The organism is Amycolatopsis ponsaeliensis (genome assembly GCF_030182635.1).
GTDB lineage: Bacteria > Actinomycetota > Actinomycetes > Mycobacteriales > Pseudonocardiaceae > Amycolatopsis > Amycolatopsis ponsaeliensis.
In genome coordinates this window covers 45,530-66,296 of the sequence record NZ_JAPZLD010000056.1, presented here as the reverse complement: position 1 = coordinate 66,296, position 20,767 = coordinate 45,530, and the positions used below count along the sequence as shown (strand labels likewise).

Here is a 20,767-nt window from a genome sequence, read left to right as displayed (position 1 = left end):
TTTCCCTCATCCGAGGGACCGGAGCCCGGCCGCCACCTCGTCCAGTCCCGCCTGGTCGCGGACGACCAGGCGACGGCCGCCGGTCTCGAGCAGGCCGGCCTCGCGCAGCTGCCGCAGCGCCCGCTCCGCGGTCGCCCGGGTCACGCCCACGAACGACCCCAGCTCCAGCTGGGTCAGGTCGAGCCCGATGACCACGCCGCCACCGACATCGGTGCCGTACAGCTCGACCAGTTCCCGGACCAGCCGGGCCACCCGGACGGGCGGCGCGACCCCGGCGTAGTCGACGCGGCGGCGGTTCGACGCCCGCGCCTTGTGGGCGACGATCGAAGCCACCAGCATCGCCGTGGTCCGGTCGCGGGCGACGATGGCCCAGAACGTCTCGGCGGACAGCCGGGCGGCGACCACCGGCCGGCGACCGCACGCCCGCACCGTGGCCGACCGCGGATTCCCGTCGATGGCGGAGAACTCGCCGATCAGGTCTCCCGCGCCGCGAACCGCGAGCAGGGCATCGTGCTTGCCCATCCGGCCCGTCACCTTCACGTACGAACTCAGCAGGAGAAAGACTTCGTCACCGCCGGCACCCTCGTCGACCAGGACTTCGTCCGCAGCGAAGCCGACCAATTGCCCGGCGGCCAGCAACGCCGTCCGGGATTCGGCGGGCAGCAATGCGAGAAAACTGGACGGCGGCCACCCGGCTCGATAATCGGAACCCACCGAGTCGGTCATTTTCCCAAGATAACCCCGGGCGGCCGGATCGGACACCGTCGCACGATTCGGCGGGGCCGGTGCGAGGCTTTCCGCGGGCGCCGGGGAACCGGGCCCGGATCTCCCCACCCGGCGCCCCGGGAAGTGTGCACAATCGACGTCATGGACAACTTCCTTCCGGCCGGTCCGCCGGAGCGGTCCGGCCCGCTCGTCGCGACCGCGGTGGTGGTCGCGGGCGCGACGCTGGGCGGCCTGCTCGGGCTGGCCGTCGCCGCGGCCCGCGGCACCGGCCCGCTGCTCACGACGGTGCTCGGTGCCGCGTTGTTCACCGCACCCGCCGTCGTGGCGGCGACGCTGTGGATCCGGGCCGGCGCGCTCCGGGTGCCGACCCGGACGCCGTACCTGCCCGGCGACCGGTTCCACGGGTGGACCGTCGTGACGCACCGGCCGGGCGGCGCGCGGTTCGACGAGTACGAGGTCCGGCGCGGGCACCGGGCCGCGCACCTGACGGTCGCGGCGACCGACGGGGACACCTGGTCCCCGACCGCCAACCCATCACTGCTCGCCGTTCGTTCGCGCCACGTCGCGACCCCCCTGCTTTCGGGTGTCGCCCGGACCCGCCCGTACCTGCTCGTCGACCACGGCGACGGCCGGCCGCTGACCGAACACCTCGGCGCGGGCGGCGACGACGAGTTCACCTACGAGGTCGCCGTGTCGGTCATGTCGGCGCTGCGGGACCTGCGCGGGCACGACACCGTCCACGGTGCGGTGCACCCGGACAACGTGCTGGTCGGTGCCCGCGGCGTGCTGCTGTGCGCGTTCGACCGCAGTCGCCTCGCGGCGGCCGGCACGATCACGGTGCCGAGCGTCCGTGACGACGTCTTCGGCTGGGCCGAGGTGGTCCACGCGGTGTGGAACGGCCGCCCTTTCCTCGGCGCTTGGGGGGAACCGCCGACCCCGGACGACCTCGCCGGCTTCCCGGTGTGGATCCGGAAGGTCGTCGGCGACGCCCTCGTGCTGGTCCCGTCCCCCGAGGACATCCTGCGCGACCTGACGCGGGCAGCGCCGGCGCACGGCCACCGCGCCGGGACGGCACCGGCTCGCCCGCCCGCCTCGCCGTCGGCGATCACCCGGCGAGCCGCGACGGTCGGCGCGGTGACCGTCGCGGCGGCCGTCGCACTGCTGGTCATCGCTCCGGCGTCGCCGCCTCGTGCCACCGCGGTCTCGTCGCCCGCCCCTTCGACGGCGCCCGCCACGCTCCCGGCCACCAGCGCCCCGGCGACCACGCCACCTTCGGCGACCAGCACTCCCGCCACCACGCCGGCTACCGGCTGGACGATGCCGGATCTCGTCGGCAGCGACCTGCAAGACGCCCAGGACCGGATCCAGGTCGTCACCGGCAATCCCGTGTTCCGCACCACGTCGCACGACGGCACGGGCGCGGGCAGGCACCAGGTCCTGGACCACGACTGGCAGGTCTGCGCCCAGAACGTCGCGCCCGGCGCCACCATCACGCTGACCTCGAAGATCGACTTCACGGTGGTGAAGCACGGCGAGACGTGCCCGTGAGGGACGCCCGGCCGTCGTCGCTCAAGCCGTCGAACGGGCACCGCAGTCACCGTGGTCGGCGGCGTGCCTGCGGCTGTCGAGCGGGTCGTCGAGATCGGCCAGCTGACGCGCGATGCGGTTCGCGTCGGCGCTGCGGTGCTGGGCGCGGCTCAGGGCCAGGGCGCGCAGCCAGGCCCGGCGTGCCTGGGCGTGCTGCCCCAGTGCGGCGTGGGTCCGGGCGAGGTGGTCCAGGGTGTCCGCCTCGTAGTAGGTGGCACCGAGGTTCCGGCACAGCGCGAGCGACTCCCGGAACCGGACCAGCGCCCGGTCGTGGCGCCCGCAGTGGTGCTCGATGTAGCCGAGGCAGTCCAGCGTGACGGCCTGGCCCTGCCGGTTGCCGTACCGGACGAACAGGGCCAGTGCCTCCTCGCAGGAGGCCCTGGACTGCCGGAAGTCGCCCAAAAGCGCTTGGAACCAACCGATCATGCTGAGCGCTTCGCCTTCCCAGACCGGGTTGTCCAGCGTCCGGAACAGCCGCAGCGCCAGGTCCGCGTAGTCCAGGGCCAGGCGGTCGTCCAGCTTCCGCCAGACCCAGGTGAGGTCGTGGTACGCACGGGCTTCCCCGTGCGCGTCACCGGTTTCCCTGGCCAGGCCGAGCGCGCGGTGCAGGTGGCTGGCCGCCTCGGCCCGCAGGCCGGCCCGTGCGTAGGCCTGGCCGAGCAGGCGGTGCGCGTGCCCTTCGAGCTCGGGGTCGTCCAGCTGCTCCGCGGCGGCGAGCGCGACGCCCCAGGTCGTGAGCTGTTCGTGCAGGTGCCCGCGCCGCAACAGGTAGCCGTGCATCGTCCAGGCGAGCTGCCAGACCAGCTCCGGCCAGTCGTGCCGGACCGCGGCCTGCTGCGCGGCGAGCAGCCCGGCGTGCTCGGTGTCGAACCAGGCGAGGATCGCGGCGTCGTCGGCGAAGTCCGGGGTGGCGAACCGGCCCGGCCGGTCTCCGACGTCGATCGGCTTGCGGTGCGGGTACAGGAGCCGCTCGCCCGCGAAGCTGGCGTGGATGTAGAAACCGACCAGCCGCCGCAGGGCCGGCGTTCCACCGGACGGCGTCTCGGCGGCCCGTTCGCCCGCGTAGAGCCGGACGAGGTCGTGCATGCGGTAGCGCGGAGAACCCTGGCGCTGCACCAGGTGCGCGTTCTCGAGCTGCCGGACCAGCGCCGTGACCCGGCCGGCGGGCAGCCCGGTCAGGACCGCGATCGCGGGCAGCCCGACGGCCGGGCCCGGCGCCACGCCGAGCAGCCGGAACACGTGGGCGGCTTCGGGTTCGAGCGCGTCGTAGGACCAGGACAGCGCGGCACGCAGGTTCGAGGTGAGCTCGCCGCCGTCGAGCGCGTCCAGCCGGGCCGACGCCTCGCCGAGCTCGGCGGCCAGCGACGCCAGGGGAAGGTCCGCGTAGGTCGCCGCGTACGCCGCCACGATCCCCAGCGCGAGCGGCAGGCCGGCGCAGTGGGTCACCAGCTCGTCCACCGCGGCCCGCTCGGTTTCGGCCCGCTCGGGGCCGAGGCGCTTCGCGAGCAGTTCCCGGGCTTCCGGGGCGTCCAGCACGTCCAACGTCAAGGACCGCGCGTCGTGCGTGGTGAGCAGCCCGGTCAGCTGGTTCCGGCTGGTGATCACCACGGTGCAGCCCGGGCTGTCGGGCAGCAGCGCCGCCACCTGGACGCTGTCCCTGGCGTTGTCCAGCACGATCAGCATCCGCCGGTCCGCCACCGTGTCCCGGTACAGCGCCGCCTGCCCCTCGGCGTCGAGCGGGATCGATCCCGGCGGCAGCCGCAACGCGTCGAGGAACCCGCGGATCGCCTCCACCGGCTCCACCGGCGCGCCCGACGGGTCGAACCCGTGCAGGTTCACGTACAGCTGCCCGTCCGGGAACCGGCCGGCGTTCTCGTGGGCCCACTGCAGGGCGAGCCAGGTCTTCCCGATCCCGCCCATGCCGACGATCGCGATGACCGGGCCGGCGCCGGGCGACACCTTCGTGAGCTCGGCCAGCTCCCGGGTCCGCCCGGTGAACGACCGGGGACGGGCCGGCAACCGGGGCACGGACGCGGCCCGCGGCGGGACGGGCGCGTCCTCCGGCGCGTAGGGGTGGTCGGGCAGGCAGATCCAGGCCCGCACGGCCGACTCCTTGACCGTGACGTCGGCGTGCCGGTAGGTGGACGCGTCCTCGATCGGGCTGTGCCGGACCACCTCGGTGAAGAACCAGGACGAGACGATGAGCGCCAGCACGCCCGGCGAGTCCGCCAGGGCCGCTTTCAACGGCGGCGCGTCGAGGAGCCGGAAGGCCAGGTTGATCGACTTCGCCGTGACCCCGAAGTCGTCGTAGGTGATCTCGCCGGCGTGCAGCGCCATCCGCAACCGGACCCGTTCGGGGGCCAGGTGCGTGCGGTTGTGCCGGCGCAGCGCGGTGGCCAGCGCCCTCGGCAGCGACTCGACGAACGCGGCCTTGGGCACGTCGGCCCCGGCCAGGACGAACACGCCGTCCCCGCGGTCCTCGACATCGCAGTCGTCCCAGGAGATTCCGGCCGCTTCGAAGGCCACCTGCAGCGCCCGGTACAGCCCGCCGCGCACCGCGACCTGGTCACGGTTCGTCCGCTGCGGGTTCCCGAACCCCTCGACGTCCACGACGAGGATCGTCCGGTGCACCGCCTGCCGCCGGTCCACCGCCCGGAGGGCCGGGACCGGCGCGGGAGCACCGAACTTCACCTCCCGCCGCTGATCGGGCACGAGACCGGCTTCGACAGCGAACCCGGCCGGGCGGGCAGACGTTCCGACGACCTCCGGGTAACCCTCGAACATGAGCGGTCCTCCTCCCGAGCCGCTTCCAGGATGAGTCAGCGCACGGAAGCAGGGGTAGAGTGATTGCAATATTGCACGGGAACCATCACGCAAGATGTGCCGTATGATCCCCCGAGGACTACCGCGAAATCCGGCATGCACTACTCCGAGGGGGCATTCGCTTCATGACGCAGGACGCACCGTCCGCGCGCGAGCGTCAGCTGGCTCGCGAGCTCCGGCAGCTCCGCTCGACCGTCGGCCTGACGGGCAAGGACGTCGCGGAGCGGCTCGGCTGGTCGACGTCGAAGGTCTCCCGGATCGAGACGGGACGGATCGGGATCGGCCAGGACGACCTCGAGTCGCTGTTCGGCCTGTACGAGGTCCTCGAAGACAAGGCCGAATACCTGCGCGGGCTGGCGGCCTCGGCCCGGGCGCAGGGGTGGTGGGACGCCTACGCGAACAACCTGTCGTCCGGGTACTCCAGCCTGATCAAACTGGAATCGGGCTCCGTCGAGCTCCGGTGCTACTGCGCCCTGGTCCCCCACGCACTGCTGCAGACCCCGGAATACTCGCGGCACGTCATCCAGTCGACGCTGCAGGTGCCCGCGCCGACCGAGATCGACCGCCGCGTCGACATCGCGCGCCGGCGGCAAGCGGTGCTGCGGCGGGAAAACCCGCCGATGCGGCTGTCCGCCGTGATCGACGAAGCCGCGTTCCGGCGGCACATCCGGACGCCGGACGGGCGCATCGACAACGGCGTCACCCGCGCGCAGTTCCGGCACCTGGCCGACCTCGCGGCGTGGCCGGACATCTCCATCCGGGTCCTGCTCTTCAAATCCGGGATCCCGCCGGTGACGTCGGGCTCGTTCTCGATCTTGGAATCGATGGCCACCCACCGGCCGGACGTCGTCTACCTGGAGAACAAGACCAGATTCTTCTTCATCGACACGGAGAACGAAGTGCACCAGTACGTGCAGGAGTTCGAACTGCTCAGCTCGATGGCGTTGAACGAGGACGATTCGCGCGCTTTCCTCGAGCGCGCGGCAAGCCGCTGAGGAGACGATCGATGCAGGTACGCGAACTCGGGGAGTCGGGACTCAAGGTCTCCGCCATCGGACTCGGCTGCATGGGCATGTCGGAGTTCTACGGCCGGGCCGACGAGGCGGCGGGCGTCCACACCATCCGGCGGGCGATCGACCACGGGATCACCCTCATCGACACGGCGCCCTCCTTCGGCGCGCCGCCTCACGGTGAGTCCGCCAACGAGCGGCTCGTCGGGCGGGCCCTGCACGGCCGGCGGGACTCCGTCGTGCTGGCCACGAAGTTCGGCTTCGTCCGCGACGGGAACGACCGGGTCGTCGACAATTCGCCCGGGTACATCCGGCGCTCGGTCGACGAATCACTGGGCCGGCTCGGAACGGACCACATCGACCTGTACTACCTCCACCGGCGCAACCCGGACGTGCCGATCGAGGAGGTGATCATGACGATGAAGGACCTGGTCCGGGCCGGCAAGGTGCGCCACCTCGGCCTCTCCGAGGTCAACGCCGAGACGTTGCGCCGGGCCCACGAGATCCATCCGATCACCGCGTTGCAGAGCGAGTATTCGTTGCTCAGCCGCCATCTCGAGGAGAAGATCCTGCCCACGGCGCAGGAGCTCGGGGTCAGCGTCGTCGCGTACGCGCCGGTCGGGCGGGGCCTGCTCACCGGCGAACTGACCACGTTGGACGGTCTGCAACCGCACGACCTGCGCCGGCTGCAACCCCGCTTCCAGGACGGCAACCTCCGCCGCAACCTCGCGCTCGTCGAGCGGGTGCACGCCGTCGCGGACGAGGTCGGCTGCACCACGGCACAGCTCGCACTGGCCTGGCTGCTCGCACAGGACGACGCGATCGTCCCGATCCCCAGCACGACCAGCTTCCACCACGTCGAGGAGAACGCCGCGGCGGTCGACATCGTGCTGTCGGCCCGGCAGCTGCGGGAGCTGGACGAGGCGATCCCGCCGGACGAGGTCATCGGCGACCGCAACACGGCGGCGAGCCTCGCCTTGATGGAACTGTAGGCCCGCGTCGTTTACCTTCGTCACCAGCGCATCCGCCGACCTTGGAGGAACCCGCCATGCCCCACGCCGTGGATTTCGGGACCGTGTCGACCGCCGGCCTGGAGTCGTCGCCGGTCGCGGCCGCCCTTGCCGGCCTGCGGGCGAACGAGGCCCGGTACTTCAAGAACAAGTACGACCACGTCTTCACCGTCGAGCCCGCGGGCGACGCCGCGGCGACCGTCGAGTGGGTGCACCGGATCCTCGAGGACGAACGCGGCATCGTCATTTCCTCGCCCGCGCTCGAAGCGACCGGATTCCAGGTCGAGAACATCCGGATGGCCTACGTGTTCTACGAAAGCGGCCTGTCGGTCAACGTGATGTACACCCTCGAAGACGGCGGGAAACGGGCGGTCGGGTTCAAGCTCTCCGACGGGATGGAAATCCCCGGGGAGCTCGGCTCGTTCAAGTTCGCCCGGCAGAAGTCGAAGCTGGCCGGCACGATCCGCGGCTCCTACTTCGTCATCAAGAACGAGTACTGACCCGCCTCTCGGGCCGGCCGCCTGCTCGACGGCCGGCCCGATGCGGCGAAGCCAGGGGTCACGACACCTTGAAGGACAGCGTGTACCACGCGCCGGACGTCTTGAAGTCCACCGTCTTCGGGTTGCCGTTCTCCGTGATGGGCGCGCTGCCGATCCGGGTGTGGTTGTCGCCGTTCATCTCGTCCAGGATCACCGTCGTGGTGCCGGTGAACACGGAGTTCCAGCCCTTCAGGGACTTGTCCCCGCCCTTGTCCATGACGTAGGTCCGCGCGACGCCGCCGGCCGTCAGCCGGGCCTCGTCGTGTCCGGTGAGGTCCTGCCGCTTGTGGCAGTGCAGGTTGATCAGTTCCAAAGTCGCCATCGCTGTTGTCTCCTCGTTTCGGTTGACGGGAGTGACGATGCCGAAGCGGTGTTAATCGAGCGCTAACCGATCGTGGCCAGCCGGCCGAGCAGGAGCTTCGTCGCCGGGTCGGGTGCGGCGCCGAGCTGGTTCAGAGCGGTCAGGACGGTGCTGCGCGCCGCCTCGATGCGCGCCGGGTCGCGGCCCTTGATGGCGGCGGCGAGGGCCAGCCGGTGACCGCGGGCGTCGTACGGTTCGATGGCGAGCGCCCGCACGGCCAGCCGGGCCGACTCCGCCGGTTCGCCGGCGACCATGCGCAGTTCGCCGAGTTCGAGCAGGTTCCGGACGTGCCGCACCCGGATCCGGTCGAGCTCGATGGCCACCTGGGAGTCGGCCAGGTCGCGCAGGTCGGGCACCGGTTCACCGGACCACAGCGACACGGCGGTTTCGAGCAGGTCAGCGGCCTGGTCGACGTCGCCGTCGGCCCTGGCCAGTACCACCTGGTCGGCGAGCGCGTCGAAGGTCCACAGGTCGGCCTGGAGCCAGGGCGAGCGCACCAGCCGGATCGAATCCCGGTCGGTGCGCAGGTGGAAGCTCGCCTCGCCGGCCGACCGGTCGGGCTCGAGCAGGCGGCGCAGGTGGGTCAACGTGACCCGCAGGTTGCGCGCGGCGTCGGCCGGGGCCAGGTCCGGCCAGAGCAGTTCGACGGCCTGTTCGCGCGCCAGCACGGGACGCAGCACCAGCACGCCGAGCAACTGCCGGACCCTGACCCGCCGCAGTTGCGGGGCCGCGACGGGGACGCCGTCGCGGGTCACCCGCATCGCCCCGAGGACCTCGACGCGGGTGCGGTGCGCGGGCGGGGTGGGCAGCGCGCCGAGCAGGCGTGCGGCGCCGGCGGCCAGCGACGGCTCGGTCGCCCGCTCGTACTGCCGCAGCCACCGGTGCACGGCCGCGCCGACCGTGTCGGCCAGCCGGCGGACCAGCTCGGTCCCGGCCGGTTCGCCGGCGGCCGCCAGCCGGGTGGCCAGCTCCACCGACCACGGCAGGGGCAGATAGCAGAGCGCGTACGCCGGTTCGAGCAGCGCCGCCGGGGTCAGGTCGCCCGCCCGGGCGCGGACCAGGGCGCGCGCGGCGACGCGGGCCCGCCGGTGCGACGGGCCCAGTTCGGCGTGCTCCCACAGCTCCCGCAGCCGTTCGCTCAGCACGTAGCCCAGGGCCAGGAAGCGCCGCAGGTGCCGCTCGTTGAACGGCGCTTCGACCGGCCACCGGTCGAGGTGGCGGGCGTAGGCCCGGCGCGCGGCGGGATCGTCGCCGCGGGCCACCGCGACCGCGGCGCTCGCCGCCGAGACGAGGACGGCGTCCCGGGGATTGTCGTGGTCCTCCGGCGCACCGGAGGACAGCGCGGGCGGCTCGTCCCCGGCGCAGGACGCGATCACGGCCAGGCACGCGGTGGTGACGAACGTGTCCCGCGCCGTCCCGGCTTCCGGGCCGAGCCGGGCCGACACCGCGCGCAGCCGGGCCAGGTCCGCCGGGTCGCCGTCGAACCAGCGCGCGATGGCCGCGGCGAACCGGACGTTCTCGTCGCTGGTGACGCACACGGTCCGGTCGGCGAGCTCGGCCGCCTCGCCGCCGAAGCCGCACATGTCCAGGCAGTGGTAGTGGAACCGCAGCGTGGACAACGCCAGCACGCGCGGCACTTCGAGCACCGGGGCCAGGACGATCTCGGCGAGCCCGGCCTCCGGGTCACCACCGAGCTCGGCGAGCGTCGCGGCGACGGTGTGCCGCAGGAGCCGGACGATCGGGCCGGCCGGGTCGACGAGGAGGCCGGCCCGGTCGGCGAGTTCGGCCAGCCGAGCCAGGTCCGCTCGCGAGTGCGCGGCGATCCCGGCCTGCGCGAGCACGGCGACCAGCCCGGCGTCGCCGCCACCGGAGGCACGCATGGCGGCCCAGGCGCGGTCGAGCAGCGGATCGATCCGGGGATCGGCGAAGTCGGCCGCGTGCAGGGCCGCGGCTTGCAGCAGCAGGAACGCCGGACCGGCAGCCTCGTGCGCGGGGACCGCGGCGAGCCAGCACCGCGCGACGGCCGCAGGGAGCGCCGACAGCGTCGTGATGACCAGCTCGACGGCCAGGTCGGCCAGCAGGCACCAGTCCCGCGTGCGGCAGGCCAGGGTGCCGGCCCGCGCCAGATCGCCTCGGGCGGTCAGGACGGCCGCGGCGCTCCGGTGCAGCTCGCGCGTCTCCGGCGCGGTCAACGTCCGGGAAAGCGCTTCGGTCCACAGGTCGTGGGCGCGGTACCGGCCGTCGTCGAGGGCGTCGACCAGCGGGATCCGGGTCACGAGCGCGTCCAGGTCGACGGGTTCGCCGGTGACGGCGGCGACCTCGTCCCCGGTGGCGGTGCCCAGCGCGGCCAACGCGCCCAGCGCGCGTCGCCACCCGCCGGGAACCCGGCCGAGGATCTCCTCCCGGGCGTAGCGCCACGGCGCTCCCGGGCCGGCCGCGAAGGCCAGCCGCACCAGGGCGGGCCAGCCCCGCAGCGGCCGGGCCAGCGCCGGCTCCCGCCCGAGTTTCCGGGCGAGCGCACCGACTTCGATGTCGGTGAAGGACAGTTCCGCGGCACCGATCCGGAGTAATTCGCCCGCGGCCTCGCGGCGCGCCAGCGGCAGATCCGGCAGTTCCCGTCCGGAAAGGACGAGGTGCGCGGTCGCGGGCAGCGTCCTGACGAGCTCCTGCAGCAAAGCGGCCCCCGGCGAGCCGGCGGGGATCTCGTGCACGTCGTCGAAGATCAGGCACACCTCGAGGGGAGCGAGCCGGATCAGCACGTCCCGCGGGGTCCGCGCGTCCGGCCGGCCCGGCAGCGCGCCGAGCACGGCGGCGGTGAGCGCGGTGGGATCCCCGTGCAGCGCGGTGCAGCTCACCCAGGCGTCGATGCCGCGCGGAGCGAGCAGGTGCGCCCGGACGGCTTGGGCGAGCACGGTGGTTTTCCCGAACCCGGCGCCGGCGACGAGGAGGGTCAGCGGACGGTCCCAGCGCCGGGCGAGCAGGTCGACCAGCCGCAGGCGCGGAATTTCGGTTTCGAGCCGGCGGGGCAGCCCACCCGGCCCGCCGACGACCGGTGCTTCCAGGCGCGCGGTCTGCTCCACGGGTACAGGTGCGGGGCGCCGGCCACCTGGATACCGGCAGCCGGCCGAACCGCGAGAGGTGCCGGTCGCCGTAGTCGACGACGCCCTGGTGGAAGTTCAGCGTGACGCCGTCGGCGATCCGGAACTCCACGACCCGTCCGTCGGGACAACGCGCCGTATCGGCCCGGCGCCGATCCCCGGGCCCGATTTTCCCCGGCGCCAACCGATCAGGAATCGAGAAGCGCCGGTCATCGCCCCGGACCTAGCGTTACCGGCATGACGAACATCGACTCCATCACCCTCGAAGTGGCCGACACCACCGCCGCCGAACGCTTCTACGCCGAAGCCTTCGGGCTCACCACCCAGCTCCGCTTCCGCGAGAAGCAGCAGCCTTCCACCGGGTTCCGCGGCTACACCCTCTCCCTCATCGTCGCCCAGCCCGCCGACGTCGACTCGCTCATGGCCACCGCCCTCGAAGCCGGGGCCACCACGCTCAAGCCCGCCGCGAAGTCCCTGTGGGGCTACGGTGGCGCCGTCCAGGCACCCGACGGCGCCCTGTGGACCCTCGCCACCTCCAGCAAGAAGAACACCGGCCCGGCCACCCGGGAGATCGGCTCAATCGTGCTGCTCCTGGGCGTCCAGGACATCCTCGCCAGCAAGAAGTTCTACGTCGATCACGGGCTCACCGTCGGGAAGAGCTTCGGCCGCATGTACGTCGAGTTCGACGGCGGCACCGGCCCCGTCAAGCTCGCGCTCTACCGGCGCAAGGCCCTCGCCAAGCAGGCCGGCGTCGCGCCCGAAGGCACCGGCGCGCACCGGATCGCCGTCAACTCCGCCGCGCCGTTCACCGACCCGGACGGGTTCGCCTGGGAGGTCGCCACGACCCAGTCGCTCGACGCCTGACCAGCGGCCGGCGCCGCGGGCTTGGGGCTGCCCACGCAGACGTACCCGCGGAACGTCCGGCCCTTGACCCGGTCCGCCACCGGCTGGAACCGATCGGGCCGCAGCCCGCGGAACCCCGTCGCGACGACGTCTTCGTACAACCGCTCCGAAACGACCATCACGACGTCGTCGCCGATGTGCCGGGCCAGCGTTTCGCGCACGGATTCCGCGTCGAGCAACCGGCACGCGACGATGAGGGCGTCCCCGACGGGGCCGAAGACCCCCGCGGTCAACGCGCCGTGGTGCATGGAAATACGCAGCCGCAACCGCGGACGGCTGCCCCGCCCGAGTTCTTCCACCACCTCGTGGACGAAGTCCGCGACGACGCGGGAAACGTCGGAATCGGCGGGCAGCACCGCGAGTTCACCGTCCCCCCGCGGTTGCCGGAGCCATTCGGCGCGGTCGAGCCCGGCCCGTTCGGCGGCCCGGTCGAGCACCTCCTTCAGCCGGAAGAGAACCGCGACCTGGTCGAGGATCCCCATTCTCGAGAATCCTTCGACGTCCACCGCGACGACGAGTCCGTAGACGAGCTGATCTTCGTGAAGCATGTCCATCCCCTCGGCAGAGCCGATGTCCCTGGGACGATTGAACAGTCGCGAGTGGTTTCCGCACCACGTCCGCGGACACACGAAGACGAACTCGCGCCGGGACACCGGGGAAAGCCGAGGTCCCCGAATTCCGTTTGTTTTCGACCGCCCACCCTGGCACCGGGAAGTGAGACGATGTGAGACAAAGCCGGCCGACGTGGGACACGATGTCAAGATGCCTCTTTCCCGACCCGGGCCATTCGGTGATCTTGACCCGTCCGGGGTCGTGACGCTCACCCAGTTGGCCGATTTACTCCGGCAATGCCGGCTGCGTGCCGGGAATCCGTCACTGCGCGATATCGAGCGGCTCGGCGAGAAACGCGGACACACCCTGCCCCGCTCCACGGTGGCCGGGGTCCTCGGCGGCCGGCGCGCGCCACGACGGGATCTGCTGCTGGCCCTGCTGGCCGCGTTCGGGATTCCCGACGGGGATTGGGCGGCGTGGACGAGCGCCTGGGAAAGGGCAGTCGCCGGCCGTCCGGCGGAAGCGGACCTCGTGCCCGTCCCGGCGGAGGGGGAGCCGCCCGACATCTGGCGGTTCCCCGCGGACGAGCCGGTGGTGATCACCTGCGGGCGGCTCCCGGAGTCGATGGTCAACAACCTCCCGGCGAGCGACCCGCGGGATCCCGACTACGTCGATCTGCTGACCTACGCCGATCCGGACGCGCTGGTCCACCTGTTCGGCCACATCCGCGCCCTGAACCCGGACCACGAGGTGAAGTTCGCGACGACCGGCGAACTGCAGCCCGCCGACTACGCCAGTCACCTGGTGGTGATCGGCGGGTCGGATTTCAACGTGCTGACCCGGGACATGTTCTCCGCGCTGCACCTGCCCGTGAAGATGTCGCCGCGGATCCCGGAAGTGGACTGGCTCGGCCTGGAGGTCGGCAACGGAGAAGGCGCGCAGCGGTTCAGCCCCGTCCTCGGCGACGACTACGGCGATCACATCCTCCACGAGGACGTGATCCTGTTCTTCCGCGGCGTCAACCCGGCCGACCGGCGGCGCACCATCACGATCTGCGCGGGCATGTACGCCCGCGGCACCCTCGCCGCCGCCCGGTGCCTGACCGATCCGGTGCTCGGGCCGGTGAACCAGGCGTACCTGCGTGAGAAGGTCGGGACCAACCTGCACTTCGGGTTCGTCGCGCGGGCGTTCATCATCGACCGGATGGTGGCCACGCCGGACCTCACCGATCCCGGGCACCGGCTCTACGAGTGGATGCGGCCGGAGTGACCTGCGGCCGGGCGCCGGAGCCGCCAGACTGTCCGGGTGCCGGAACTGCCCGAAGTGGAACTCGCCCGCCAGGTCCTCGCCGACGCGCTCGGCCGGCAGATCCGGGACGTCGACGACCACGACGACTGGGTCTGCCGGCCGCACGCGCCCGGGGACCTCGCTCGCGCGTTGCGGGGCGGACGGCTCACCGAAGCTCACCGGCGGGGCAAAACGCTCTGGTGTGCAACGGAAAACGGCGACGGGCACCCCGGCCCGAACCTGGGCCTGCACCTCGGGATGGCCGGGCAGCTGCGGTTCGGCGGCCGGAGCGGGCCGCCCGGGCCGAAACGCTTCCGTGGGCGCGAAGAGAAGCCCGAATGGTTCCGGTTCGGGATCACCTTCGCCGACGGCGAACAGCTGCGGCTGTTCGACACGCGCCGGCTCAGCCGGGTGCGGCTCGACCCCGGCCTCGACGCGCTCGGCCCGGACGCCGGCGAGGTGTCGCGCGCGGACTTCCGCACGCGCGTCGGCCGGGGACGGGCGCCGGTGAAGGCGCGGCTGCTGGACCAGTCGGTGGTGGCCGGGATCGGCAACCTGCTGGCCGACGAAACCCTCTGGCAGGCGGCGGTCAGCCCGGCCCGCCCGGTGAACGAGCTGGGCGAAGACGACCTCACGACCCTCCACAAGGCACTGCGGAAGGCGTTGCGCGCGGCGATCGAGCACGGCGGCGTCCACACGGGCGAGATCATCGGCCACCGCCGCGCCGGCGACCACTGCCCGCGCTGCGGAGCGGAGATGGCGCACGGCACGGTCGGCGGCCGGTCGACCTGGTGGTGCGCGAAGGAACAGGTCTAGCGCGGCCCGAGCCCGGTGCGGCCGTCGATCAGCTCGCGGACGACGTCCAGGTGGCCGGCGTGCCGGGCGGTCTCTTCGATCATGTGGAGGACCACCCCGCGCAGGTCGGCGATCTCGTCCCCGAGCGGCGAGGGGTGGCGCCCCTCCGGCACCGCGGACAGCGGCGTCGCGGCGAAGATCTCGTCGGACCGGCGGCACTGGTCGCGGTAGAACGCGAAGACGACGTCCGCGGACCGGGGCGTCGTCAACGGCTCGTGGTCGTCCGGCCACGCGACCGGGTCCGCGGTCCCGGTGACGATCTCCTGGAACCAGTGCCGCTCGGCGTACCCGAGGTGCTCGACCATGCCGAGCGGGGTCCAGCCGGTCGGCAGGACCGGGGTCGTCAGGACGTCCTCGCCGAGTCCCTCGAGGATCGCCAGGACGCTGCCGCGCTGGGCTCGCAGGAACCACAGCAGCGTGTTCTTCTCGTCGTCGGCCACGACCGCGGACCCTAGCGGGCGGTGCGCACCCTGGCGGGCGGTTTTTGTCGGTGGCACCCGGTAGCGTCGGAGACATGGCAACACTGGTCACCTTCCACGCCCACCCGGACGACGAATGCCTGCGCACCGCCGGTGTGATGGCCAAGGCCGTCGCCGACGGGCACCGCGTCGTGCTCGTCGTCGCCACCCGGGGCGAGGTCGGCGAGGTCCCGGAGGGCTTTCTCGCCGAGGGCGAACAACTGTGGGAGCGGCGCGTGCGGGAGTCGCACGCGGCCGCGGAGATCCTCGGGGTCGAACGCGTCGAGTTCCTCGGCTACCGCGACTCCGGGATGATGGGCGAGCCGACGAACGACGAGCCGGAGTGCTTCTGGCAGGCGGACGTCGAAAAGGCGGCCGAGCAGCTGGCGGCGATCCTGCGCGAGGAGTCGGCGGACGTGCTGACGGTCTACGACGACAACGGCGACTACGGCCACCCGGACCACATCCAGGTGCACCGCGTCGGAGTCCGCGCGGCCGAGCTGGCGGGCACGGCCCGCGTGTTCCAGGCGACGTTCAACCGCGAGTTCATGCAGCGCGGCTTCGAAACGGCGGTGGAGCAGGGGCTGATGCCCCCGGAGGCGGCGCCGAAGCCGCCGGAGAACGTCGAGTTCGGCAAACCGGAGGCCGAGATCACGGCGGCGGTCGACGTGGCGAAGTACGTGGGGGTGAAGAGGGCGGCGATGCGGGCTCATCCCAGTCAGATCAGCGAGGACATGTTCATGCTGGCGATGCCGGATGACGCGTTCGCGTTCGCTTTCGGGACGGAGTGGTTCATCCGGACGGGGCAGGGGCCGGGAATCACGGAGACGGACTTGATGGGCGGGTTGTAGGAGCGGCCGGGGGCCGGTCAAGCATCCGCCGGCCTCCCCGCCGAACCCGTCAGTCCAGCGCGGCCGTCACGTCCAGTTCCACCAGCTGGCCCGGGAACCCCAGCTGCGCCACCCCCAGCAGCGTGCTCGCCGAGCTGAACGCCGCCCCGATCTCCGACCCCGTCAACCGGTCCCACACCTCCGACAGCTCCGAACGGTCCTCCGTCACCACGTAAATCACCGTCCGGACCACGTCAGCCGGCGAAGCTCCCGCGAAAGCCAAAGCCGCCGCCGTGTTCGCCACCACCTGGTCGACCTGCGGCAGCAGCCCCTCGGCCACCGCACCGTCCGCCGTCAGCGGGCACTGGCCGGCCAGGTACACCGTCCGGTGCGAAACAGCCACCGTCACGTGGTGGTAGCCCGGTGGTGTGTGCAGCCCGGGCGGGTTCTGTCGTTCAATGGTCACCACCGCATCATCGCCGGGCACGCAAGCCGAAATGGAGGGGCACGTGCGCAGGACCATCGACTGGGCCGACGGCGCCGTCGTCATCATCGACCAGACCGCGCTGCCCGGTGAGTACCGGCTGCTGCACCTGCGGACCGTCGGCGAGCTCGTCGACGCCATCAAGCGCCTAGCCGTCCGCGGGGCGCCCGCCCTCGGGGCCGCCGGGGCCCTCGGGGTCGTCCTCGCCGCCCGGACCAGCGAGAACGTCCACGCCGACGCCGAACTCATCGCCACCGCGCGCCCCACCGCCGTCAACCTCGCCTGGGGCGTAGAGCGCGCGATGAAGAAACTCGACCAGGGCGAAGACGCCGTCCTCGAAGAAGCCCTGGTCCTCCTCGCCGAAGACGAAGAGCTCAACAAGGTCGCGTCGAAGAACGCCGCCGCGATCGTGCTCGCCGAATGCCCGCGCCGGCCGTTGCGGCTGCTCAGCCACTGCAACGCCGGGCGGCTCGCCACCGTCGGGTGGGGCAGCGCCCTCGGCGTCGTCTGGCACCTGCGCGAACGCGGGCTCGTCGAAGAAGTCCTCGTCGACGAGACGCGCCCACTCCTCCAAGGCGCCCGGCTGACGGCCTGGGAACTCGCGCAGGCGAACGTCCCCTACCGCGTCCAGCCCGATGGCGCGGCCGCCGCCGCGATGGCGCGCGGGATGGTCGACTGCGTGCTCGTCGGCGCCGACCGGATCGCCGCGAACGGCGATGTCGCCAACAAGATCGGCACCTACGGCCTGGCGATCGCCGCGAAGCACCACGGCGTGCCGTTCGTCGTCGTCGCGCCGTCGTCCACTGTGGACAGGACCCTCGCGACCGGTGCGGGCGTCGCCATCGAAGAACGCGACGCCCGCGAGCTCACCGAGTACGCCGGGGTCCGGGTCACGCCGCCAGGCACGCAGGTCTTCAACCCCGCGTTCGACGTGACCCCCCACGAGCTCATCACGGCCGTGGTCACCGAGCACGGCCGCTTCGCACCCTAGGGACGCGGGCCGATCTCCCGGCCGCCGTCGGTGACCGTGATCGCCATCGCCGGGCACGAGTCCGCCGCGTCGAGCACCGTCTCGTCGCCGTCCACTTCCGAGACGACCGTCTGCGCCACCGCGCCGTCGAGGACGAACACCTCGGGCATCAGCGCGGCGCACATCCCCGAACCGATGCAAGTGTGTTCGTCGACTTCCACGTGCCAGCTCATGGTCACCTTCCGAGTCACCAGCCGATGGGCATCGACCGCGGTCCGCGGACGAGCATCTGCGTCTTCCACACGATATCGCCGGCCAGGTGCAGCCCCGGCAGCTCGGTGACCAAAGCGCGCAGTGCCTCCTGCAGCTCGAGCCGGGCCAGCGGCGCGCCCAGGCAGTGGTGGACGCCGTGGCCGAAGCCGAGGTGGTGCTGGTCCCCGCGGTCGAAGCGCAGCTGGTCCGCGTCGTCGAACTGCAGGCGGTCGCGGTTGGCCGCGCCGACCGCCACCAGCACCGGCTCCCCCGCCCGCACGAGCACGCCGCCGACCTCGACGTCTTCGGTGGCGTAGCGCGCGAACCCGGCGCCGGCGCCCAGCGGCACGAACCGCAGCAGCTCCTCGACGGCGGCCGGGATCAGGTCCGGGTCGGCGACGAGCCGCTCCCACTGCCCGGGCTGGTCGAGCAGCGCGTAGACGAAGTTGGGGATCTGGCTCGCGGTGGTCTCGTGCCCGGCGACGAGGATGCCGACGCACAGGTCGACCAGCTCCAGCTCGGTCAGCCGGTCACGGGTGTCGCGCGCCTCGATCAGCGCCGTCATCAGGTCGTCTTGCGGCTGCGAGCGGTGCTCCGCGATCAGCCCGCGCATGTAGTCGCGCAGTTCTTCGCGGTTGCGCTCGAACTCCTCGGGCGTCAGGCCGCTGGTGGACAGCGCGGCGTCGCTCCAGACCCGGAACTTCGGCCGGTCGGCGACCGGGACGCCGAGCAGCTCGCAGATCACCGCGACCGGGATCGGCAGCGCGTAGAGGTCGACGAGATCGGCGGGCGGGCCGGCGGCCTTCATGTCGGCGATCAGCCCCGCCGCCAGCGAGGCCACACGCGGGCGCAGCAGCTCGACGCGCCGCATGGTGAACGCCTTCGCCACCAGGGTCCGCAGCCGCGTGTGGTCGGGCGGGTCCATCTGCAGGATGCCGCCCTCACGCTGGACGGGCGAGCGCCGCGGCGCGTCCTTCTCCTTCTCCATCGCCCGCGAGAACCGGCGGTCGCCGAGCACCAGCCGGGCGTCGGCGTAGCGGGTGGCCAGCCACGCCGGCTCCCCGTAGGTCATCTTGACCCGGACCATGCCCTCGGCTTCGCGCGCGGCCGCGTAGGCCTCGTTGAGGTCGAGCCCCGCCTCCTCGTTGAAGGGGTACGAGAGCGGCTCGGTGTGGGTGACTGTCATGCGGGAACCCCTCGCTCCGATTGTAAGCAGCTGCTTACAACGCTACACAGTTTCTCTCCACCTGTCACGGTCCGCCATTGCTTAGTCACGGAGCCCTAGGTTACGGTGACCTAGGTGTGGATCGAGATCCTGTTGCTGTCGAAGCTGGACCGCGAGCCGATGCACGGCTACGAACTGCGCAAGGCCGTGGAGGCGTCGACGGGCCACACCTTGTCGAACAACTCGCTCTACCCGACGCTGCGGCGCTTCGTCGACGCGGGCGCCGTGAGCCGCAGTGCCGAGGAGCAGGAGGCCAAACCGCCGCGGCACGTCTACACGGTCACCGACGTCGGGCGGGAGCTGCTGCGGGACATGCTCGCGGACTTCCCCGGCGAGCTGGCGCTCAACGAACCCGAATTCCTGGCCAGGGTCGGGAACTTCGGCCGGCTGAGCCGGGACGAACGCGCCCGCGTGCTCGACGTCCGGAAACAGGCGCTGCTCACCGAACGGGCCCGGGTCACCGGGCTCGCCGCCGGGCAAGCCGACCCGTGGGGCCGTGCGGCGCTGCTCCACGTGATCGGGAAGTTCGACGCCGAGCTGCGCTGGCTCGCCGACCTCGAAACCGAACTGAGGAGAGACGCATGACCACCACCGAAGAGACGCCTCGCCTCCCCTTCGCCCGGGCGAACGCGCTCGCCATCGCGCCGGACTACGAAGCGCTCCGCCGGCAGGCCCCGGTCAGCCGGGTGCTCACCCCGGCCGGCGACCCGGCGTGGCTGGTGACGTCGTACGAAGAGGCCAAGGAAATCTTCCGCGACAAGCGGTTCGGCCGTTCGCACCCCGCGCCGGAGCAGGCGTCGCGGATCTCCGGCGCCGCGATCCAGGACGGCCCGAGCGGCGACTTCGAGACCGAAGAAGCCGAGCACAAGCGGATGCGCCGGATGCTCGCGCCCGCGTTCTCCGCGCCCCGCATGCGCGCCCTCGGCGACCGGATCGCCGAGCTGACCGACCGCTGCCTCGACGACCTGCAGGCCGCGCGCGACGCCCACCCCGGCGAGCCGGTCGACCTGACCGACTTCCTCGCGTTTCCCCTGCCCGTGCTGGTGATCTGCGAGCTGCTCGGCGTGCCGTACGCCGACCGCGAGAAGTTCCGCGGCCTGTCCGAGCGGATCGCGAGGATGGACGGCGGCGAAGACGCCCAGGCGGCCATGACCGAGTTCAAGGCCTACATGACGAAGCTGGCCGACGCGAAGCGCGCGGACCCGCAGCCCGACGTCATCTCCGACATGGTCGCGGTCCAGGCCGACGACCCGACGTTCACCGACGACGACCTCGCCCGGATGGGCGCCGGCCTGCTGTTCGCCGGCCACGAGACGACGTCGACCCGGATCGCGATGGGCACGCTGTTCCTGCTCAGCGACACCGCCCGCCGCGACCGCTTCGCCGCCGATCCGGAGGGCGAGGTCAACCAGACGATCGAGGAGATCCTGCGGCTGACGGCGACCAGCGGCACCGGCCTGCTGCGCTACGCCCACGAGGACGTCGAGGTCGCCGGGACGCGGATCATGCGCGGCGACGCCGTGCTCATCTCCAGCGACGCGGCCAACCGCGACGCCTCGGTGTTCGCCGATCCCGACGAGTTCGACCCGGCCCGCACGCCGAACGTCCACCTCGCCTTCGGCACCGGCGCGCACGTCTGCATCGGCGCCAACCTCGCGCGCACCGAGCTGCGGACGGTGTTCCCGAAGCTGTTCTCGCGGTTCCCCGGCCTGCGGCTGGCGGCCGGGATCGACGAGATCCCGGTCCGCGTCAACCGCGTCGCCGGCGGGGTCGACGCCGTTCCCGTGACCTGGTGAG

The 20,767-nt window shown here is 72.2% G+C and carries 19 protein-coding genes; 11 read left to right on the top strand and 8 right to left on the bottom strand.

Features of this window, described 5'->3' with window-relative positions:
- Positions 1-6 precede the first annotated feature (6 nt).
- Positions 7-726: a Crp/Fnr family transcriptional regulator gene (locus tag QQ657_RS48515; protein WP_284749215.1), complete on the bottom strand. Its 720-nt coding sequence runs from the start codon at positions 724-726 to the stop codon at positions 7-9.
- Between the two features lie 141 nt (positions 727-867).
- On the opposite strand from QQ657_RS48515, the gene QQ657_RS48510 reads away from it, so the two are divergent.
- Complete coding sequence (locus QQ657_RS48510) at positions 868-2,274, top strand: hypothetical protein (protein ID WP_284749214.1); 1,407 nt, start codon at positions 868-870, stop codon at positions 2,272-2,274.
- A 21-nt stretch (positions 2,275-2,295) separates the two neighbouring features.
- Here QQ657_RS48510 and QQ657_RS48505 read toward each other — a convergent pair whose 3' ends face one another.
- Complete coding sequence (locus QQ657_RS48505; protein WP_284749213.1) at positions 2,296-5,097, bottom strand: ATP-binding protein; 2,802 nt, start codon at positions 5,095-5,097, stop codon at positions 2,296-2,298.
- Positions 5,098-5,261: 164 nt separating this feature from the next.
- Here QQ657_RS48505 and QQ657_RS48500 point away from each other — a divergent pair, with 164 nt between their 5' ends.
- The 3 genes from QQ657_RS48500 to QQ657_RS48490 are packed head-to-tail and all read left to right on the top strand — an operon-like array spanning position 5,262 to position 7,656.
- Positions 5,262-6,131, top strand: a complete 870-nt coding sequence (locus QQ657_RS48500) for a helix-turn-helix domain-containing protein (protein ID WP_284749212.1) — start codon at positions 5,262-5,264, stop codon at positions 6,129-6,131.
- Positions 6,132-6,142: 11 nt separating this feature from the next.
- Entirely contained in the window at positions 6,143-7,138 is a 996-nt protein-coding gene (locus tag QQ657_RS48495) for an aldo/keto reductase (protein ID WP_284749211.1), read from the top strand.
- 56 nt (positions 7,139-7,194) lie between these two features.
- Entirely contained in the window at positions 7,195-7,656 is a 462-nt protein-coding gene (locus QQ657_RS48490; protein ID WP_284749210.1) for a DUF8821 family protein, read from the top strand.
- A gap of 58 nt (positions 7,657-7,714) precedes the next feature.
- Here the strand turns inward: QQ657_RS48490 and QQ657_RS48485 are convergent, their stop codons facing one another.
- Both QQ657_RS48485 and QQ657_RS48480 read right to left on the bottom strand, forming a co-directional pair.
- The gene (locus QQ657_RS48485) at positions 7,715-8,017 is read right to left on the bottom strand and encodes a hypothetical protein (RefSeq protein ID WP_284749209.1); all 303 of its coding nucleotides are present in this window, start codon (positions 8,015-8,017) and stop codon (positions 7,715-7,717) included.
- A 62-nt stretch (positions 8,018-8,079) separates the two neighbouring features.
- Complete coding sequence (locus QQ657_RS48480) at positions 8,080-11,136, bottom strand: AfsR/SARP family transcriptional regulator (protein WP_284749208.1); 3,057 nt, start codon at positions 11,134-11,136, stop codon at positions 8,080-8,082.
- Between the two features lie 255 nt (positions 11,137-11,391).
- Between QQ657_RS48480 and QQ657_RS48475 the strand changes: the two genes are divergently transcribed.
- From QQ657_RS48475 to QQ657_RS48465, 3 genes are all read left to right on the top strand, one after another.
- Positions 11,392-12,018: a VOC family protein gene (locus QQ657_RS48475; protein WP_284749207.1), complete on the top strand. Its 627-nt coding sequence runs from the start codon at positions 11,392-11,394 to the stop codon at positions 12,016-12,018.
- Positions 12,019-12,885: 867 nt separating this feature from the next.
- Positions 12,886-13,878, top strand: a complete 993-nt coding sequence (locus tag QQ657_RS48470; protein WP_284749206.1) for an XRE family transcriptional regulator — start codon at positions 12,886-12,888, stop codon at positions 13,876-13,878.
- A gap of 36 nt (positions 13,879-13,914) precedes the next feature.
- The gene (locus QQ657_RS48465; protein WP_284749205.1) at positions 13,915-14,712 is read left to right on the top strand and encodes an Fpg/Nei family DNA glycosylase; all 798 of its coding nucleotides are present in this window, start codon (positions 13,915-13,917) and stop codon (positions 14,710-14,712) included.
- Here QQ657_RS48465 and QQ657_RS48460 read toward each other — a convergent pair.
- A complete protein-coding gene (locus tag QQ657_RS48460; protein WP_284749204.1) occupies positions 14,709-15,191 on the bottom strand; it encodes a DinB family protein in 483 nt (160 codons plus the stop codon). The two genes, QQ657_RS48465 and QQ657_RS48460, sit on opposite strands and share 4 nt — an antisense overlap.
- A 74-nt stretch (positions 15,192-15,265) precedes the next feature.
- On the opposite strand from QQ657_RS48460, the gene QQ657_RS48455 reads away from it, so the two are divergent.
- Positions 15,266-16,060: a PIG-L family deacetylase gene (locus tag QQ657_RS48455; RefSeq protein WP_284749203.1), complete on the top strand. Its 795-nt coding sequence runs from the start codon at positions 15,266-15,268 to the stop codon at positions 16,058-16,060.
- 49 nt (positions 16,061-16,109) lie between these two features.
- Here QQ657_RS48455 and QQ657_RS48450 read toward each other — a convergent pair whose 3' ends face one another.
- Positions 16,110-16,505, bottom strand: coding sequence for a RidA family protein (locus QQ657_RS48450; RefSeq protein ID WP_284749202.1), 396 nt, complete (start codon positions 16,503-16,505; stop codon positions 16,110-16,112).
- A gap of 43 nt (positions 16,506-16,548) precedes the next feature.
- Between QQ657_RS48450 and mtnA the strand changes: the two genes are divergently transcribed.
- A complete protein-coding gene (gene mtnA, locus QQ657_RS48445) occupies positions 16,549-17,514 on the top strand; it encodes an S-methyl-5-thioribose-1-phosphate isomerase (RefSeq protein ID WP_284749201.1) in 966 nt (321 codons plus the stop codon).
- Here the strand turns inward: mtnA and QQ657_RS48440 are convergent.
- Both QQ657_RS48440 and QQ657_RS48435 read right to left on the bottom strand, forming a co-directional pair.
- A complete protein-coding gene (locus QQ657_RS48440; protein WP_284749200.1) occupies positions 17,511-17,726 on the bottom strand; it encodes a ferredoxin in 216 nt (71 codons plus the stop codon). The two genes, mtnA and QQ657_RS48440, sit on opposite strands and share 4 nt — an antisense overlap.
- Before the next feature lie 14 nt (positions 17,727-17,740).
- Positions 17,741-18,931 (bottom strand): cytochrome P450, encoded by a 1,191-nt coding sequence (locus QQ657_RS48435; RefSeq protein WP_284749199.1) that lies wholly within the window; start codon positions 18,929-18,931, stop codon positions 17,741-17,743.
- Between the two features lie 114 nt (positions 18,932-19,045).
- Between QQ657_RS48435 and QQ657_RS48430 the strand changes: the two genes are divergently transcribed.
- Together QQ657_RS48430 and QQ657_RS48425 are read left to right on the top strand one after the other, a co-directional pair.
- Positions 19,046-19,555 carry a PadR family transcriptional regulator gene (locus QQ657_RS48430; RefSeq protein ID WP_284749198.1) on the top strand — a complete coding sequence of 170 codons (510 nt, stop codon included), beginning with the start codon at positions 19,046-19,048 and terminating at the stop codon, positions 19,553-19,555.
- Positions 19,552-20,766, top strand: a complete 1,215-nt coding sequence (locus QQ657_RS48425; RefSeq protein ID WP_284749197.1) for a cytochrome P450 — start codon at positions 19,552-19,554, stop codon at positions 20,764-20,766. Before QQ657_RS48430 ends, QQ657_RS48425 begins: the two co-directional genes overlap by 4 nt.
- Position 20,767 lies beyond the last annotated feature (1 nt).

Bases quoted from the DNA above. Each gene is read 5' to 3' on its own strand.
- QQ657_RS48515 (WP_284749215.1), bottom strand. From the start codon at position 726: ATGACCGACTCGGTGGGTTCCGATTATCGAGCCGGGTGGCCGCCGTCC.
- QQ657_RS48510 (WP_284749214.1), top strand. From the start codon at position 868: ATGGACAACTTCCTTCCGGCCGGTCCGCCGGAGCGGTCCGGCCCGCTC.
- QQ657_RS48505 (WP_284749213.1), bottom strand. From the start codon at position 5,097: ATGTTCGAGGGTTACCCGGAGGTCGTCGGAACGTCTGCCCGCCCGGCC.
- QQ657_RS48500 (WP_284749212.1), top strand. From the start codon at position 5,262: ATGACGCAGGACGCACCGTCCGCGCGCGAGCGTCAGCTGGCTCGCGAG.
- QQ657_RS48495 (WP_284749211.1), top strand. From the start codon at position 6,143: ATGCAGGTACGCGAACTCGGGGAGTCGGGACTCAAGGTCTCCGCCATC.
- QQ657_RS48490 (WP_284749210.1), top strand. From the start codon at position 7,195: ATGCCCCACGCCGTGGATTTCGGGACCGTGTCGACCGCCGGCCTGGAG.
- QQ657_RS48485 (WP_284749209.1), bottom strand. From the start codon at position 8,017: ATGGCGACTTTGGAACTGATCAACCTGCACTGCCACAAGCGGCAGGAC.
- QQ657_RS48475 (WP_284749207.1), top strand. From the start codon at position 11,392: ATGACGAACATCGACTCCATCACCCTCGAAGTGGCCGACACCACCGCC.
- QQ657_RS48455 (WP_284749203.1), top strand. From the start codon at position 15,266: ATGGCAACACTGGTCACCTTCCACGCCCACCCGGACGACGAATGCCTG.
- QQ657_RS48440 (WP_284749200.1), bottom strand. From the start codon at position 17,726: ATGAGCTGGCACGTGGAAGTCGACGAACACACTTGCATCGGTTCGGGG.
- QQ657_RS48435 (WP_284749199.1), bottom strand. From the start codon at position 18,931: ATGACAGTCACCCACACCGAGCCGCTCTCGTACCCCTTCAACGAGGAG.
- QQ657_RS48425 (WP_284749197.1), top strand. From the start codon at position 19,552: ATGACCACCACCGAAGAGACGCCTCGCCTCCCCTTCGCCCGGGCGAAC.